Below are 15,573 nucleotides of genomic sequence, written 5' to 3' on the forward strand. Positions count from 1 at the left end.
AAATGCAGGGACGGCAGCCTACCATTTACGTCATCGACGATGATCCATCCGTACGCGAGGGGCTGGACAGTCTGTTGCGCTCTGTCGGTTACGATACGCATGGCTTTGCGTCGCCGCGGGACTTCTTGGCGTCTTCGCGGTCCGAGGGGCCTGCCTGCATCGTCCTGGATGTCAGGATGCCGGATGCGAGCGGGCTTGACTTTCAGGATGAACTTGCCCGGAGGGGTTATGCTATCCCGATCATTTTTCTCACCGGGCACGGCGATGTGCCGATGTCCGTCAGGGCGATGAAAGCCGGCGCGGTTGAGTTTCTTCTAAAGCCGTTCCGGGAACAGGATCTGCTCGACGCCATCAGGCAAGCGCTCGAAATCGATCGCGCCCGCCTGCGCAAGCAGGCGGCGGAGGTTGATCTTCACGAGCGGTTTTCAACGCTCACGCGACGCGAACGTGAGGTGATGGCGCTTGTTGCGCGAGGCCTCCTGAACAAGCAGATCGCCGCCGAGATCGGCCTCAGCGAAATCACCGTAAAGGTCCATCGCGGTCAGGTCATGCGCAAGATGCGGGCCGACTCCGTTGCCGATCTCATTCGGATGGCAGACAACCTCGGCCTCACAGACGGTAAAGCCAACGATACAGCGCCTGGGCTCCGCTAAACTCAGCGCATTTACCCCAGTCGCAAGGATTTCATGGCTTGCAAACGCGGTGGCACCGGGTTGTGGATTCAATCCTGCGAAACCGTGGGCGTTCCCTGGTGAAAGATCATCTGCCATCGCCCATCGATGCGCTGCCAGATCGAGCTCCGTAAAGTATGCCGCTCCTGGCCATTCTCTCGAGCCTCTCGGATGCTTCGATAAGTGACGAGGACGGCATCCGGTGAGATCGATCGAAAGACATAGTCGCGGGAAATAATGGGCGGAGCGGCTTCTTCCGATTTTTCTGCGGCCAGACAGGCGATTAGTTCATCTCTATCGTCATAGACCGTTCCGGAGCTGCCGAATTCAACGAAGCCTTCCGCCAATAGTTCCGCCACGATCGCCGGCGATTGCCGGATTTGAGGGAGATGCAGCTTCTGCTCCAGTAGGCGGATCTCTTCAAGCTCGTGTTGGGAGACGTCCATGGTCTCGGCAACCTCCATTGGGTGTTGATGCTCGGCTGCAATGGGCCTCAATGTGTTGGTGCAAGCATCTGCAGGTTTCTTTCCCGTCTGATCTTATGGTTTTGATCATAGTCGGTTTGCCGGGATTGCTCCAATTCGATGGCAAAAAGTTCGGCGGCGTGACGGCCTGCCTGTGTTCTGTCGTCTTCGATGACGGCAGCTATCCGCCGAAACAATTCGGACTCGAAGCCGCCTGCATTGTTCAAGGCATTCGGCCGCGCAAGCCTTGCACCGCCATCCAATCTGATTGCCGAAACGTAGAACTCATCCTCGTAATCGGCACCTGCCGACGTCAATTCAGCGCACCCATATAATAGCAATCCGGTTTCCCAGCGATCGCATAGGCGGATGTTGAGCTCATCAAACGAATATTCGCAGGAAAATTCCCGAGCGTACACCGTCATTCTCCCGTCTTGGCGATCGGCGATATCCCGGCAATACCGGTTCCCCTCAACGCATTGGTCGGTGCGATGATGAAAGCATTCGGCCTTTTCGGCATGAATGGCACTCTCCTTCGATGGCCTTGTAGCCTTTTCAATCGTAGCGCTTGGTACGTCCGGTTTCGCTGACTTCGGGCTAGATCCTACGCTTGCCCGGGCTCATTCCATTCAGGACCAATGGCTCTTATCGGTGAAGTTGCCATTCAACATGATATATGTCAACATATTTTATGTTTATTGTGTAGCTCAAACAAAAAATGGCTGTAGCTAAATTGATTTTATTTGCGTGCGATATGACCGCAGATGCGGCCGATGATCGTCAAGCGGTCCAATTCGACGGTGAAAGTTTCCAGTGCCGGATTGTCGGAAATGATCTTGACTTCGCTTGGCCGGCTAAAGGGAACTCGCTGGAGGCGCTTGATCTGGGGTTCCGTATAGCCGTCGCTGATCGCGTAGACCGTATCGGTGGTCATCTGGTTCTGCGAGAGATCGACGATCACGCGATCGCCAGGCATATAGGTCGGCTGCATGGAATCGCCGACAACTTCCATGATAATTGTGTGGTTCGGTGAGGCCTTTGCCTCGTTTCGCAGATATCCGGTGGGGATAAGCCATTCCGCGACGATCTTATGCCCGGCAACATTGCCCGAACCGACGGGAAGGTTGATGACTTCGCCGACGATGCCGCTACCGGCGCCGAGCTTGACGTCCACCTCCGGTGTTGCGCCTTCGATCTGTGGCTTCCAGTGTTCCCGGCTGTAGCTGAGTTCGTCGCTGCTTTCGGCAAATCCATCGTGATCCTGCTCGTCGGGATCGAAGGACATGACGATGTTCGGTGCCAGGCGTGCGGCTTTGCGCGAGCCTTCGCCAGTCAGCAGGTAGGCCGCGGTCGTGCCGAATTTCTTGGCATAGCGATTGGCGACTTCGGCGCTGAATTCGTTCTGGCCGTTTTCATGCGCGCGATAGGTGGACAGGCTGACGCCCAGCGCTTCTGCCGCCTTCGTCGCTGAAGGATAATTCGCGGCTTCGCGCGCCGCTCTCAGTCGTTCGCCCATGGATTTCTGCATCTTTCGACCCTTGCAAAATTTCCGACATAAATCATGTTGACATCTCCATTATTATCAACATAATTTGTGTTTATCAAGATGCCCGTGGTGCAAAACGCTAATTGGCACGTGAGTAGCCTGACGCGGCACGCGGCAGATAATATTTTAGAGGTGAAGTGATGATCATGGGCAGTGGGAGCAGGAGGGCAGCGCCGCGGGCTGGATATTTCGATCGTTTCTGGGGGTGCCCCGGATGCCTTCGAATTTTGTCGATCGCGGAGATCATCGAGCTGCATTGTGAGAGTTGTGATGAAGCTGTCCAGCCTGCGGAGATGACGGAGGCCAAGTCTTTTTCCGAGGCAGTGGGCCAGGAGGTGCTGCCATGATCGAAATGCTTCAGGGCCTTCTCGCTTGCATCGGCGCGGCGTTGTTTTTCGCCGCTATGGTGATTGCGATGAAGTCGGCCATTTGGAATTCGCCAATGCCATCCCTCAAGGATGAAGACTCCGGTGCCCCGGAAGGAGACCAAATTCACTTCCGCATTGTCGAAGACTCCACGCTTGAGCCCAGAAAGCCGGCGCAGGCAGCAAAGCTGCGCAGGCGGTAGACGGGCACCAGAACGTTAAAACTCAATCGGAAACCCTAGAGATAGACCTGGCCAAGCGAGCCGGGGGAGGTTGCTATGAACGAATTTCAAATCGGAACAGAGGCCGTTGCCGGTGGCCACCTCGGCTGGATTCGCAAGGTTCACCGAGCCACAAATGAGATTCTTCGAGATAGTCGGGGCGAACCGATCGTCTTCGAAACGCAGGATGCCGCCAAGGCTGCAGCCGGCGAGGCGATGGTCGCTTATCTCAACACGCCTATGCTGCGTGATGGGGCGAGGGTGGAGGCAATTTCCAAGGCGGAGGCCTTCTTCAAACCCAAATCGCACAGCCCTATCGCCGTCGCTGGAAGCGCTTCATGAGCGGTCCATGGATAAAAAAAGGATCAAATTCACCGACGAAAGGAGTTGAACTGTCATGACCAAAGGCAGGCTAGACCTTCTTCTCGATGGACTCGGCATCAAGCTGGTTCCTGTCCATCGGCGCCGTGCGCCTGCGGAGAGCCATGCGCGCGGTACGATGCAGGAAATCCGAGGCCGCTACGGCGATGGCCATCTGGTCTTCGTTCTACGATGCATCCGGCAAACCGGGAGCAATCGCGATGAACTCTGGTCGGACACAATCGGCGCCGTATCCGATGTTCTGGCGCAACGGCAGGATTGGGCGCTGCAGCGACCCGGCGATCTTCTGGGCGCCTTTGATGATATCGCGCTTGCCACATTGCGCACGGATGCGGTGGCGCGGCGGCCGTGGCCAGTTCGGGCGACATTGCGAACGCTGATTTATCAGGAATTGGAGAAACGACTTGATGCACCGGTCCGCCTTGCAGTTTGATGACCTGTCCCTTCGCGCGGCCGAGATCGCCGATCTGAGCCTGATCATCCGTGCACGTTTCGTCGAAGCTGCCGATACGATGGTTCATCTCGACGTACGCGGCATCCGGCCCGACAGGATGCGGACGCTCTGGCCGGAGGTTTTGCCCGAACCGATGGATCAGGCCGATATCCGCGTTCGCTATCGTCCGAGCGCTGCGGCAATCAGCCGGGCAGAAGAGGTCTTGCAGGAATGGCTGCGCGTTCATGTCGGGGACGAGGAGCGGCGCATCCTGCTTTCGCGATGGTCCATTTGCCTTGCCGCCCCCTATATCGCCGGTTCATTTCGGGATTTTTGTGCGCGGACAGGGCGCGTACGGCGCACGGCCGAACGACGTATTCAAAGCGAATTTCAGAGTCTTGCAGGTGCGCTCCTTGTCATCTCTCCGATCTTGCAAGAGCCTGATTGGTCGCGCATTGCACCGATGATGCCCAACTCGCCGGGCGGTATCGAACGAGTGAAACCAGCGGCACCCAGGCATGAGACGCACTGGTTGCCGGATGATGCGCGGCCTGTCTTCGATGCGGCAAGTCCCGAACTTGCCGAACTGGCCAAGCGATTGGAGCGGGAAAACCGCAGGCGTGCCAAGATGAAAGCCTGAGCCGTCGCAATGATGCGGTCCGAACCCGCAATCATTGTGATGCGCTAATGTCTCCGATCGGTGACTCTGCTTAGCTGAAGACAAAGACGCCGGCTGGACGGGTCTTTGTGGTCACCTCGCCGAAATCTGGGACCGTGTATTCTGCCAGGAGCCGAAGACGCGATGTCGGCAAATGAGCTCGCCATGGATCACCGATCAGAACCATAATTTCCCGAGCCAGGCAGCGATCCAGAAATGCGATGACGTTTCCCGCAAGCGCTGCTTCATAGAAAAGATCTCCGACGCATATGATGTCGACGTCAGGCGGCTCGCTTTGCGTCAAGTCGGCGAGTACCGTATCGATCATCACGTCATTGAGTGCGGCATTGAGCTCGATAGCTGCAATTGCATAGGGATCGACATCGGCGGCATAGACTTTTGCTGCGCCTGCCTTTGCAGCGGCAATCCCGACAATTCCCGAGCCGGCACCGAGATCTAATACGCGGTGACCAGCCACGCTTTCGGGCCTGTCGAGAAGATGACGAGCCAGAACCAGACCTCCTCCCCAATAATGCGCCCAGTAAGGTGAGCCGAATTGCGGATCGCGCTCGGCGAGGCGCCGCAGTCCGCTTTGTGGGCCTGCTTTATGCAGGCGAATTTCGGGCATGCCGGGAACAGGCAGCACCGGGAGATTAGTAGCAATGAACTGCCGAACCGAATCCAGGTTCACGGAACCATCCGGATCGTCATCTGGTGGAGATCTGCTCAAGAGCTTCCCTTGACTGAATTTGATTGCACATGTCTCGGATATTTCGATGCCAATGGGTAAGCGTTGACGGGTATATCGTTCAATTTGTCGGACCGCAAAGTCTAATATTCCCCTGAAATTTCAATAGGTTATTTTCTGCCTCCGTCAAAGTCCTCATTCCTTGCGCGGCGATCGGCCTTCAAGGGTGTCGCCAACTGCGCCGAAATGCGGTATCTATTTTGGCATGATGAGAACAGTTGCAGCGACGCACTGTCGACCGCAAGCGTTGTTTTGAACCGCTTGTTTTCTTTCAAAATCCCATCGGAAATCTGAAGCATGACCAATGCCGACAAGCCGGTCGCGCCGCGCAAACCGCGTGCGCGCCGTCGCAAGGCCGTTTCCGCCGACGACACGCCGCTTGATTACATGCTGAAAGTAATGCGCGACGACGAGGCGGATCAGAAGCGGCGCGATGAAATGGCAAAGATAGCAGCCTCCTATGTTCATCAGAAACCTAGCGAGCGCTCTGGCGCCGGGACCAAAGGAGGCCGCGGCGTCACCATCGACCTAACCAATGCCACGGATGAGCAGCTTGCGATACTCGAATCCCTCTTCAGTCCGCTTGCCGGATCCGGCGATGATGATGGCGGCGATCCAGGAGGAGAGGGCAAAACGGAGAACTGAGCGCGAACAGGCCGAGGTCGCCACCCGGCTTGCCTTGGATGCTGAACGAATTCGAGCCAACTGCCAATCGCTGACGGGGTTCGTTCGGGAGGCCTGGCACGTCGTCGAGCCCTCGGTTGACTATGTTCATGGCTGGCATATCGATGCCATCTGCCAACATCTCGAAGCAGTAACTTCGGGCGAGATTACCCGGCTGCTGATCAACGTGCCGCCAGGTACGATGAAGTCGCTTCTTTGCGGCGTGTTCTGGCCGGCTTGGGAATGGGGGCCGAAAGGCAAGCCGCAGCTGCGCTATCTCGGCGCCTCCTATTCGGAACATTACGCCAAGCGCGACAACAGGCGTATGCGCGACCTCGTTGCCTCCGAATGGTATCAGGCGCTTTGGGGTGATGTCGTCAAGCTGACGAGAACGGGCGAGATGGCTTTCGCCAACACCCGTACTGGTTCGCGCCAGGGGGTGCCGTTTTCGAGGTTGACCGGTGGTCGCGGCGATCGTGTCATCATCGACGATCCACATTCGGTCGATGGTGCGGAATCCGAAGCAGAACGTTTGTCCACGGTTCGCACATTTCGCGAATCCGTGCCGACGCGGCTCAACGATCCTCAACGCTCGGCGATCGTCGTTGTGATGCAGCGGCTGCATGAGGCGGATGTCTCCGGCACTATCCTAGCGCTCGGGCTCGGTTACGAACATCTCATGCTGCCGATGGAATTCGAGCCGGAGCGCCGATGCCGGACCTCGATCGGATTTGTCGATCCCAGGACTGAGGAGGGCGAACTGCTTTTTCCGCAGCGCTTTCCTCGTTCGGTGGTCGAGCGGGACAAGGTCCCGCTTGGCTCCTATGCGGTGGCAGGCCAGTTTCAGCAGCGGCCTGCGCCTCGCTCGGGCGGTTTATTTCAGCGCAACGATTTCGAGATCGTCGAAGCGCTGCCTGCAGGCGCAAAGCGTTGCCGCGCCTGGGATTTCGCGGCTTCGAAAGCGCGTCCCGGTCGCAAGCCGGACTGGACAGTCGGTCTGCGCATGGCTTTGATCGGCGGTGTTTTCTATGTCGAAACCATCGCGCGCGGACGCTGGTCACCCGCCGAGGTGGAGCGCAATCTCAAGAATACTGCATCGCAGGACGGGCCGACGGTGACGATCCGCATGCCGCAAGATCCCGGTGCGGCCGGCAAGGCCGATGCGGAAACCAAGATCAAGCTGCTCGCCGGCTTTCCTGTAAAAACCATGTCGCCAACCGGTGACAAGGCGACGCGCGCCAAGCCGGCCTCGGCGCAGGCTGAAGCAGGAAATGTCAAGCTTTTGCGCGGGGACTGGAACGAAGCATTTCTGGATGAGGTCTGCGCCTTTCCGAATGGGCAGTTTGACGATCAGGTCGATGCCTTCGCCGACGCTTTGAACGAACTCGCGCTGAGTTCGTCCTTCAGCTTCAGCAACTTCTAGGCTCGCCTCGTGCGTGCCTCTTCATCCATCATATCAAAGGACAATCCATGGGGCAGGTATTCTCGATGGTTCGCGACGGATTGGTGAGCCTTGCATCCCGCATGGGCACCGAACGCGACAAGGCGGCATCTGTTTTCTATACGCAGCCGATCCTGACGGACGAGCAGATCATTGCTGCCTATCGCGGCTCCTGGCTGCCGCGCAAGATCGTCGACATTCCGGCGCTGGATAGCTGCCGGAAATGGCGAAACTGGCAGGCGGCGAGCGATCAGATCGGCTTGCTCGATGCGGAGGAACGCCGTCTCAATCTACGCGGCAAAGTGCTGGAAGCAGCGACGAAAGCACGGCTTTTCGGTGGCGCTGCCCTGTTCATTGGCGCGGAAGATGCCGATCCTGCGTTGCCGCTTGAGGCGGAGCGAATCGGGAAGGGCGGCCTTAAACACCTGACGGTGCTGACGCGCCGTCAGGTGGCTGCCGGGGACATCGAGAGCGATCCGACCTCGGAATGGTATGGCACGCCGAAATTCTACACGCTGACCGGTGCTAACGGCATTCAGGTGACCATCCATCCGTCTCGGCTCGTCATCTTCAAGGGGGTGATGGCGACCAATGAGGATTTTGGTGGCATGGGTAATCATGCTTGGGGCGAAAGCGTGCTGGCCGCGACCTTCGACGTGATCAAGAATGCCGACAGTACGGCGGCCAACATTGCGAGCCTCGTCTTCGAGGCGAAGATCGACATCATCAAGGTTCCGCAGTTCTCGGCGAATATCGGCAATCAGGCCTATGAGGATGCGGTGCTGCGTCGCTACGCGCTCGCCAACACCATCAAGGGGGTCAACGGCACCCTGATTCTCGACGCCGAGGAGGAATACGACAGCAAGAGCGCACCGCTCTCTGGTCTTACGGATATTCTGATGGCCTTCCTGCAGATCGTTGCCGGCGCGGCCGATATTCCGGTCACCCGATTGCTCGGCCAATCGCCTGCCGGCATGAATGCTACGGGCATGGCCGACATGAAGAAAACTGGTTCAACCTGTTACCCGGACCGACGGAGGTCAATCGGATTCTCGATGCTTTGCACGGCAAAGTCGGCCTCAACGGTGATTTCGGCAACTGGGAGCGGGACGGCAAATACGAGGATCTCGCAAAGATCATGAGCCGGGCCGAACTTTGTCATGCAAAGGGGCGTTATTCAGCAACGGGTCTTGATGCAGAGGATTATGTCCGCTGCATTAGGCTTTCCAACGCGGCGGGCTATCAAGGTCCTTTCACGCTGATCTACGACTCTACATATTATCAGGATGAATGGTCCGGAATTCTCGAAGAGCGAGACTGTATCGCTAATGCCTTCAAAGAGAATGCGGCATAAAACAGTGGTCACTACCGCCGCATTTTTCGATACGTTCCCTGGAGAAATTGTGCTCGGGTTTTAGATGCAAAGCTGGATGTCCGGGCGAGGCATCAATGAAAATCGTAGTCATGCAATGCGCCAAGCAACTGATCTTGTGTTTGATAGCCGGCATTATAGAGTTCTATGGCCAGATTGGCTGCCGACAGACCTTCCTGACTTTGTAATTTAATACTGCGTTCGGCACACCATGCAAAAAGTGCGCCTGCGAGAACATCGATGTCATCGGGGTAAAGCGGCGCATTGACCATCATAGACATTCGCTACACCATTCATTGCTGGAGCTTGGCATCGGGTGAGTGAAGCGAACACTGCTTGGGTTTTGGAAATTTGCAACCGAGTTCATCGCGCGACGTTAACGGCAGCCTGATATGGGACAGGCTGCGTGTGTCTTAACGTGACACAGGTCTATTCTCGGGCACATTATTGCCGATTTTGATGTCCGCCGAGCGGCGCAACGGGAGGGACAATCTTCACCGCTGTATCGTGGGTGCAACAAACAAGAGGACGCCGAGCGTAATCGCCAGCGCCACTAAGAGGGACAAAACCAGCCTTGGCCGAGAAGGCATCATTGATGGATTGGGTGCGACGCCTTAACCGCGGCCTCAATCAATTCCTCGGCGTATAAAAGTGCCGATGCCGTATCGTCGCCGTCAAGTTTCAAGTCCTTGCATTTGCGATGCATCGCTCTGCGGATCTGGGCCAGCAAGGCCGCATCGATATCGACTTCACCTTCGTCGAACACATGTGTCAGCGCAGACTGGGCGACAATTTCCAGGACCGCAACTCGCCCTTCAATTTCACCTAGTGAGGGTATTGCATTCCTCTTCACATGCTGTTTGCAATCGCGATGGGTAGTAAGCATTTCGGTCACCTCCTTCACGAAGGAAGATAACTATCGAGAAAGGAAAAAGTTCGGCCATTTCTCAAAAAAAGCGCACGCTCGGGATGTGGGTCGCTCAATTGATCTAGAGGCACGCATCCTTGGCAACCTTGTCACTTGATAGGGCAAAGGCTGGGATCCGATAATACATCGGCGCAGTGGGGTGAGCGGCGAAAATCATCATAGTAAAGCGTCCATACTGTTGTATCGGCGGCGCGATAAGGGCCGAATTTGAAGTATTGATTCTTTCCTAATCCGTGATCGGCATGTCCTATGTGACCTGTAACTGTAACGATCCATTTGTTGTTAGCGAATATCTCAATATGGCCAGAACCATCGGGGCCGGGTTTGCTGTAAATGGCAAAATCGATCCAGCCTGATGTCGGCGCTGGTAGCTTGTTTCCACGATTTATTACTTTTATGGCATCTGTGCAGCCTGTAAATTCTTGTCCGTCGGATACGCCCCAGTTGTCGTCGGTGGCCACCAATGCGCGCATTTGATTGGTGTCGGGACGGAACCAGACCGGCGCTTCGTCATCGCTGCAGGCTTTGCCGTTGCTTTCGGGCTTGTGTTTCTTGATGGGAGCAACGTAGTTGGTTTCAACGGTTGCGAAGAGTTTGCCATTATTGAGCCGCAGTGCGAGGAAGGGGCTGAAATCCCCTTTGGCGTTCGGCCCGATTTCTCGCTTCCATTGCGCGATAAGGTAGCGATGGTCGCCTGAGGGTACGGGATCGGCGAATTTTACGGCAAAACCGTACCAAACCCCCTGGTCGTATGGAACGCGATACTTTGTGCGCTCCCATATTTCGGCTCTCTCGCTGCAGTTCGCCTTACCCGGCGGGCAGAATGGTCTGACGCTCAATTTCAATGCGCCGGTTCCAGAATGCTTGACTTCCGATTGAAATTCGATCGTTCCGGCCCTTTGCTCGAAGTTGTCGCGATAATAAAGATGGCCAGAGGGGGCGAAATCTGTGCCGTCGAAACCATCACGCAGCACCATTTGTGAGGGGCTATCGGCCAGAACCGGTGTTGCGGCGCAGGTGCAGGCCAGTATGGCGGGCAGTGCGTACTTTGCATTCATGCTGGGCTATTCCTGTGGCGAGACATTCGTAAAGCTTTATCAATGACCTGTTCGCTTCCCACAGGCAAGCGAGAGCCGTGTTACTTTAAAAGGCCGGGTTGATGACCCACTGTTCAATTCTGATCAATTCCATGCGAGCTGCAGCCTATGAATGTGATGATTGATGATACAACTTTAACCGCATGTTAGGCGCTTGCGGTTCATATCCCGCGGAATTGGGCTTTGGTTGCGGCTATCAATGCCCCGGACATGACTGTTCGTCGCTGCGACCTCATCGATGTTTGAATGTCGGTCATGACATAAACCGGCTGAGGGTCGCTGTTGGGGATCGCCTTTGGCAAATGGTGAACTAGAGCTGGGCAGCCGAGAGGCGCAGCTACGACGAAAAATCGTGATCTTGACGTCGCATGCGTTTTTGCGCGGCTACCGCAAGGCGTCAATTCACTTCATTGCATCCCGCTGGGCCGAGCAGGGGCATGAAGTCCATTTTCTCACTATCGGCCACAGCTGGCTCACTTTGCTTAAGGATCGCCGGCGCTTTCGTGCTTTGTCCCAAGATCAGGCAAACCGGTTTCAGACCATCGCTGCTAATTTGAGAGCCGGCGCATGTCTCCCTCCACTACATGCTTTCAGTTCCGGTAACCGTTTTATCAATGCAGTTAGCCCCGCGCTATTTTGGCTCTATGGCAGCTTTTTCCCTCCCTTTGCGCGCCGTGCTATAGCCGACGCAGATCTAGTGCTGATTGAGAGCGGTTCCGCTCTGGCTTTCTTGTCCAAGGTCAAGAAAATAAATCCAAGGGCGCGGATTTTGTATTTTTGTCGCGATCTACTGAGAACCATCGGGGCTGCCTCGGCGCTACAGGATATCGAAGTTCGGCAGATCGCCCACTTTGATGCGATTTGCGTTCCTTCACAGCGGCTGGGTGCCATGCTCCCCCCTGGCGGGCGTGTGCGTACTATCCCGCAAGGCGTTGATGCGACTCTGTTCGATCGCGAACTGCCATCCCCCTATACCCCCGGTAGCCGCAATGCAATTTCCATCGGCAATATGCTTTTTGACCAAACTTCCGTCGCCGCGATGGCTGCTGCCGCGCCGGATGTGAATTTTCATGTTTTTGGTGCCACATGGAATGGCTGGGCCCGACCGAATGTCACCATCTACGGCGAAAGGGACTTTGAGAGCATCATCCCTTACGTGCAACATGCTGATTTCGGTATTGCTCCCTATCGCTTGACCGCGGATGAGGTCTATCTCGCGGAATCGAGCCTGAAACTCGCCCAATACAGCTATTGTGGTCTGCCGATCCTGTTACCTGACCTCGTACCCTTTACCCGCACCAACGGGATTGCCTATCGATTGGATGGCGAGGTCGCCTGGCGAGAAAAGATCGACGCAGCGCTGGCGATGCAGCGTTCGGCGGCTTTCCGCGATGGAATAATGACCTGGGACGAGGTTGCGCGGCAAACTCTGGCTGCCGCATACGAAGCCCAATAATCGCTCAGCCGGGTACAAGGAAGCTTAGCAATCTGCCAGCGAAAAGACGTGATACGCTCGGCAATCTTCCACCAGCCGTCGTCATCAGAATTTGTACGTCTTCGGTCGTAATCAAGCGTAAGAAACGAATAGCCAACAGATAGGTAATTGCTCCAGCGGGAATGGCGCTTAAAAGTGCCGGTAGCCCATCGAGACTGTAAATGCCGAGGCTTGCTGCACCCGCACAGAGAGCTGCCGCAAGAACCGTTTTCGCCAACGCAGTCAAAGGGACTGTGACGCCGACATATTTCCGGGCCATCCAGCAAAGCAACACAAACGTCAATGTCACGGTCATCGCGCGAGCTAGAGCCGCGCCTTCCAGGCCGAGGGATGGCACGAAAGCGATTAGCAAGAGTATCGTTGCTACAGCGCTTGTAATCTGCACGCGTAGCACAATGGCGCTTCGTCCAGCTGCACTGATGATACCCCAGGGGACCACGGACATGCCGGCAAGCCATACGAAGGCTAGCAGTGTGGTTGCAGCCGGCACGGCGGGCTCGAAAACATCGCCGAAGATCGTCGGCAAAAGCTCAGGCATGATGGCTGCGCCACCCATGCTGATCGGCAGCATGACCAGGGCGACTATGCGGATGACGCGCCTGTAAGCTGCATTGAGAGACTGCGGATCGCTTCTTGCGTGAGCTTCGGTGAAGTTGACGATTAATGCCGGCGATATCTGGAGCATGATCTGTTCGATGAGACCGGCCAGACCGAGTCCGGCAGCGAAGTAGCCGATACTGGTGGGAGAAAGAAAGATGCCGAGAAAAAGGAATTCAATGCGGGAGAGGATGAGGATCTCGATGAGATCGCTGAACCAGATGTACCGGCCATAGCGCAACAGTTCCGGCGATAGATTTTTCCGCGAGTGTCTTGCGGTGGGGTGGACATAGTCGCGCAATTTCAAGGCTTGCGGTAGGTAGCGGGCGATATAGCCGATTAAAGCTCCCGTCGGGCCTAGCAACCAGGCTCCGATGAATACAAGTGGGACCTGCATAGCCCCACCGAGCAGGGTAGTGCGGGCGGTCTGCCCGAACCGGTTTCTTCCGCGTGCCACGGCTGTGGAAAATGCGTAGAACGCATAACTAAGAAAGAGGAGCCCGGTGACCAGCCAGAAGCACGCATGCCATGCATCGCGATAAGCATAGGTGATCGCGGCAAAGAGAAGAATCCCTATACTGACCATGCTGACCGATATAAGGAAACTGCGGAGCGCAGTGACGACCAACGCCTTCCATGCATCACCATCGTCCGCGTGACCGCCCGCATTGCGCAGCAGGGTCTGAGGCAGGCCCATGTCGGCCAATGCTGCAGCTGACGTTGCAATCCATAATGCGTAGGCGACGTTGCCAGACCCCGCAGGACCGAGCAGGCGGGCTGCGATGATGCTGCTCGCAAAGCCCGCGGCAAGCGAGATAAGCGTCGCCGCCAAGCTAATCAACGAGCTTTTTAGGAGATTGGGTACGAACGCGCTCATGGCTATCTATCTTGAAGGCTTACGCATAACCTTGTGTTAAAGGGCGGCTGATAGTTTTCACTTGCTTTCTAGTTGAAATTCGAGACCGTCACCATGATAGATCGAGCCGCCGATCAAGATGGATTTCTCATCCCGGGATATCTGCAGAAGGGATTGCGCGAGCGCGCGCATAACCTTCTCTGGCGGCTCATGTCGCCTTTGCCCGATAAGACCTATTGTGCGCTTAAGTATCGCGCCATTCGCGGCAAATTCCCTAATTTGTCATCTCCTCAAACCTTTACCGAGAAGGTACAGGCGCGCAAATTATACGATCGCAACCCTCTCTTTCCGCGCCTCGTAGACAAGGCCGATGCGAAAGGGTTGATTGGAGAAAGGGTTGGCAGCCAATATGTTATCCCGACGCTTTGGGTTGGGAACGATCTAGCCTCCGTGGATTGGTCAGGGATTTCATTGCCGGCAGTTGTGAAGCCAACCCATGCGAGCGGTGTGGGGCGATTTCTCTACGGTGAAGCCGACGTCGATCGTCTCCTTAAGAACGATCCGTCCGGCGAGTGGCTGGCAATCAATCATTCCCGTTACAACAGAGAGTGGGCTTACAGCCAATTAAAGCCTCGCATTCTTATTGAAAGCATGCTGCTCATCGATGGGCGAGTTCCGTGGGACTACCGGTTCTTCACATTTGGCGGGAAGGTCTCGCATATCGAGATCGACATACGCGAAAATGGTCGAGGCTATTCGTGCAACTACACTCCCGACTGGCAGAAGCTGCCGTTCTATGACCGGGATTATCTCGGTCTCTATCCAGGCGAAGTAGCCCGCCCGTCGCGGCTCGAGGAGATGATTCACGTCGCTGAAACGGTCGCTCGCGATATCGACTTCGTTCGTGTCGATCTCTATGCGTCGGCAGAGTGGGTCAGCGTCGGGGAGCTGACCTTCTATCCAGGCGGAGGTTTCGAGGCATTCGAGCCGGATGAATATGACTTCTCAATCGGTCAGAAGTGGCAGCTTGGCTTCGAAATACCGAAGAGATAGGTGGACAAATCATTCTCTGCGCGTTTGATAGGCCGATCTATTTTTAAAGAAGGTTTTCCATGACGATCGACCAGGACCTTGCTCGAATCGAGTTGCAAGAGGAAACGCTGCGTTTCGATGCTTTTGACCTTTCGACCGCTTGGGTGCTCGGCAAGCTGTTGCGCGACCTCGCCAGCGAGCGCAACATGGGTGTTGCTATCGATATCACGCTTCATTCCATGCCGGTTTTCTACATAGCTTTGCCCGGTTCGACGCCCGACAACTCCAACTGGATCCGTCGGAAGCGCAACATGGTGCTGCGTTACTTCCGAAGCAGCTACGCCAGCACGTTGCGGCTGCAGCAGCAGGGCAAAACGATCGAAGACAACGGGCTTTCCAGCACCGAATATGCTGCGTCTGGTGGCAGCTTTCCGATCTTCGTCAACGGCACGGGCTGCATCGGCGCCGTCACCGTTTCTGGGCTGCCGCAGCGGGAAGACCATAATCTCGTTGTCGAAGCCTTGGCTCTCACTCTCGGCCACGAGCTTCACAATCTCAGCCTCGCATAGAGCGGCGAGGCGGCGCACGTCGATCGGGCGCCGCCG

General features: G+C 56.2%; 20 protein-coding genes. 12 read left to right on the forward strand and 8 right to left on the reverse strand.

Going from position 1 to position 15,573, the window contains the following annotated elements:
• The first annotated feature begins 2 nt into the window (after positions 1 to 2).
• Positions 3 to 653: a response regulator transcription factor gene (locus FBZ99_RS08725; RefSeq protein ID WP_145632557.1), complete on the forward strand. Its 651-nt coding sequence runs from the start codon at positions 3 to 5 to the stop codon at positions 651 to 653.
• Positions 654 to 721: 68 nt separating this feature from the next.
• Here the strand turns inward: FBZ99_RS08725 and FBZ99_RS08730 are convergent, their stop codons facing one another.
• The 3 genes from FBZ99_RS08730 to FBZ99_RS08740 form a co-directional block, all read right to left on the reverse strand.
• A complete protein-coding gene (locus FBZ99_RS08730) occupies positions 722 to 1,117 on the reverse strand; it encodes a nuclear transport factor 2 family protein (protein WP_162748793.1) in 396 nt (131 codons plus the stop codon).
• A 47-nt stretch (positions 1,118 to 1,164) separates the two neighbouring features.
• The gene (locus FBZ99_RS08735; RefSeq protein ID WP_246661087.1) at positions 1,165 to 1,452 is read right to left on the reverse strand and encodes a hypothetical protein; all 288 of its coding nucleotides are present in this window, start codon (positions 1,450 to 1,452) and stop codon (positions 1,165 to 1,167) included.
• Positions 1,453 to 1,874: 422 nt separating this feature from the next.
• Positions 1,875 to 2,663 carry an XRE family transcriptional regulator gene (locus FBZ99_RS08740; protein WP_145632560.1) on the reverse strand — a complete coding sequence of 263 codons (789 nt, stop codon included), beginning with the start codon at positions 2,661 to 2,663 and terminating at the stop codon, positions 1,875 to 1,877.
• Positions 2,664 to 3,024: 361 nt separating this feature from the next.
• Between FBZ99_RS08740 and FBZ99_RS08750 the strand changes: the two genes are divergently transcribed.
• From FBZ99_RS08750 to FBZ99_RS08765, 4 genes are all read left to right on the forward strand, one after another.
• The gene (locus FBZ99_RS08750; protein WP_145632564.1) at positions 3,025 to 3,249 is read left to right on the forward strand and encodes a hypothetical protein; all 225 of its coding nucleotides are present in this window, start codon (positions 3,025 to 3,027) and stop codon (positions 3,247 to 3,249) included.
• 75 nt (positions 3,250 to 3,324) lie between these two features.
• Complete coding sequence (locus FBZ99_RS08755; protein WP_113351921.1) at positions 3,325 to 3,609, forward strand: hypothetical protein; 285 nt, start codon at positions 3,325 to 3,327, stop codon at positions 3,607 to 3,609.
• 55 nt (positions 3,610 to 3,664) lie between these two features.
• Positions 3,665 to 4,081, forward strand: a complete 417-nt coding sequence (locus FBZ99_RS08760; protein ID WP_069612591.1) for a hypothetical protein — start codon at positions 3,665 to 3,667, stop codon at positions 4,079 to 4,081.
• On the forward strand, positions 4,056 to 4,721 hold the full coding sequence (locus FBZ99_RS08765) for a DUF6362 family protein (RefSeq protein ID WP_145632567.1): 666 nt from the start codon (positions 4,056 to 4,058) through the stop codon (positions 4,719 to 4,721). Before FBZ99_RS08760 ends, FBZ99_RS08765 begins: the two co-directional genes overlap by 26 nt.
• Before the next feature lie 70 nt (positions 4,722 to 4,791).
• Here FBZ99_RS08765 and FBZ99_RS08770 read toward each other — a convergent pair whose 3' ends face one another.
• The gene (locus FBZ99_RS08770) at positions 4,792 to 5,430 is read right to left on the reverse strand and encodes a class I SAM-dependent methyltransferase (RefSeq protein ID WP_145632570.1); all 639 of its coding nucleotides are present in this window, start codon (positions 5,428 to 5,430) and stop codon (positions 4,792 to 4,794) included.
• 354 nt (positions 5,431 to 5,784) lie between these two features.
• On the opposite strand from FBZ99_RS08770, the gene FBZ99_RS08775 reads away from it, so the two are divergent.
• The 4 genes from FBZ99_RS08775 to FBZ99_RS33870 are packed head-to-tail and all read left to right on the forward strand — an operon-like array spanning position 5,785 to position 8,945.
• A complete protein-coding gene (locus FBZ99_RS08775) occupies positions 5,785 to 6,132 on the forward strand; it encodes a hypothetical protein (protein WP_145632572.1) in 348 nt (115 codons plus the stop codon).
• Positions 6,089 to 7,573 carry a phage terminase large subunit gene (gene terL / locus FBZ99_RS08780; protein WP_186450298.1) on the forward strand — a complete coding sequence of 495 codons (1,485 nt, stop codon included), beginning with the start codon at positions 6,089 to 6,091 and terminating at the stop codon, positions 7,571 to 7,573. Before FBZ99_RS08775 ends, terL begins: the two co-directional genes overlap by 44 nt.
• A 47-nt stretch (positions 7,574 to 7,620) precedes the next feature.
• Positions 7,621 to 8,733 carry a DUF1073 domain-containing protein gene (locus tag FBZ99_RS08785; RefSeq protein ID WP_371865484.1) on the forward strand — a complete coding sequence of 371 codons (1,113 nt, stop codon included), beginning with the start codon at positions 7,621 to 7,623 and terminating at the stop codon, positions 8,731 to 8,733.
• On the forward strand, positions 8,730 to 8,945 hold the full coding sequence (locus FBZ99_RS33870; RefSeq protein ID WP_371865485.1) for a hypothetical protein: 216 nt from the start codon (positions 8,730 to 8,732) through the stop codon (positions 8,943 to 8,945). The genes FBZ99_RS08785 and FBZ99_RS33870 overlap by 4 nt, the downstream gene beginning before the upstream one ends.
• Positions 8,946 to 9,037: 92 nt before the next feature.
• Here the strand turns inward: FBZ99_RS33870 and FBZ99_RS08795 are convergent, their stop codons facing one another.
• From FBZ99_RS08795 to FBZ99_RS08805, 3 genes are all read right to left on the reverse strand, one after another.
• On the reverse strand, positions 9,038 to 9,244 hold the full coding sequence (locus tag FBZ99_RS08795; RefSeq protein ID WP_145632577.1) for a hypothetical protein: 207 nt from the start codon (positions 9,242 to 9,244) through the stop codon (positions 9,038 to 9,040).
• A 308-nt stretch (positions 9,245 to 9,552) separates the two neighbouring features.
• Positions 9,553 to 9,849 (reverse strand): hypothetical protein, encoded by a 297-nt coding sequence (locus tag FBZ99_RS08800; RefSeq protein ID WP_069612587.1) that lies wholly within the window; start codon positions 9,847 to 9,849, stop codon positions 9,553 to 9,555.
• A 131-nt stretch (positions 9,850 to 9,980) separates the two neighbouring features.
• Positions 9,981 to 10,949: a polysaccharide lyase gene (locus FBZ99_RS08805; protein ID WP_113351925.1), complete on the reverse strand. Its 969-nt coding sequence runs from the start codon at positions 10,947 to 10,949 to the stop codon at positions 9,981 to 9,983.
• Positions 10,950 to 11,283: 334 nt separating this feature from the next.
• Here FBZ99_RS08805 and FBZ99_RS08810 point away from each other — a divergent pair, with 334 nt between their 5' ends.
• Entirely contained in the window at positions 11,284 to 12,444 is a 1,161-nt protein-coding gene (locus FBZ99_RS08810) for a GumK N-terminal domain-containing glycosyltransferase (protein WP_186450296.1), read from the forward strand.
• Between the two features lie 4 nt (positions 12,445 to 12,448).
• Here FBZ99_RS08810 and FBZ99_RS08815 read toward each other — a convergent pair whose 3' ends face one another.
• Positions 12,449 to 13,957: an oligosaccharide flippase family protein gene (locus FBZ99_RS08815; protein ID WP_113332858.1), complete on the reverse strand. Its 1,509-nt coding sequence runs from the start codon at positions 13,955 to 13,957 to the stop codon at positions 12,449 to 12,451.
• 93 nt (positions 13,958 to 14,050) lie between these two features.
• Here FBZ99_RS08815 and FBZ99_RS08820 point away from each other — a divergent pair, with 93 nt between their 5' ends.
• Both FBZ99_RS08820 and FBZ99_RS08825 read left to right on the forward strand, forming a co-directional pair.
• A complete protein-coding gene (locus tag FBZ99_RS08820; RefSeq protein WP_145632582.1) occupies positions 14,051 to 14,989 on the forward strand; it encodes an ATP-grasp fold amidoligase family protein in 939 nt (312 codons plus the stop codon).
• A 59-nt stretch (positions 14,990 to 15,048) separates the two neighbouring features.
• Positions 15,049 to 15,537 carry a heme-degrading domain-containing protein gene (locus FBZ99_RS08825; RefSeq protein WP_113332860.1) on the forward strand — a complete coding sequence of 163 codons (489 nt, stop codon included), beginning with the start codon at positions 15,049 to 15,051 and terminating at the stop codon, positions 15,535 to 15,537.
• Positions 15,538 to 15,573: the final 36 nt, after the last annotated feature.

The organism is Rhizobium sp. ERR 1071, from assembly GCF_007828675.1.
Taxonomy (GTDB): domain Bacteria; phylum Pseudomonadota; class Alphaproteobacteria; order Rhizobiales; family Rhizobiaceae; genus Rhizobium; species Rhizobium dioscoreae.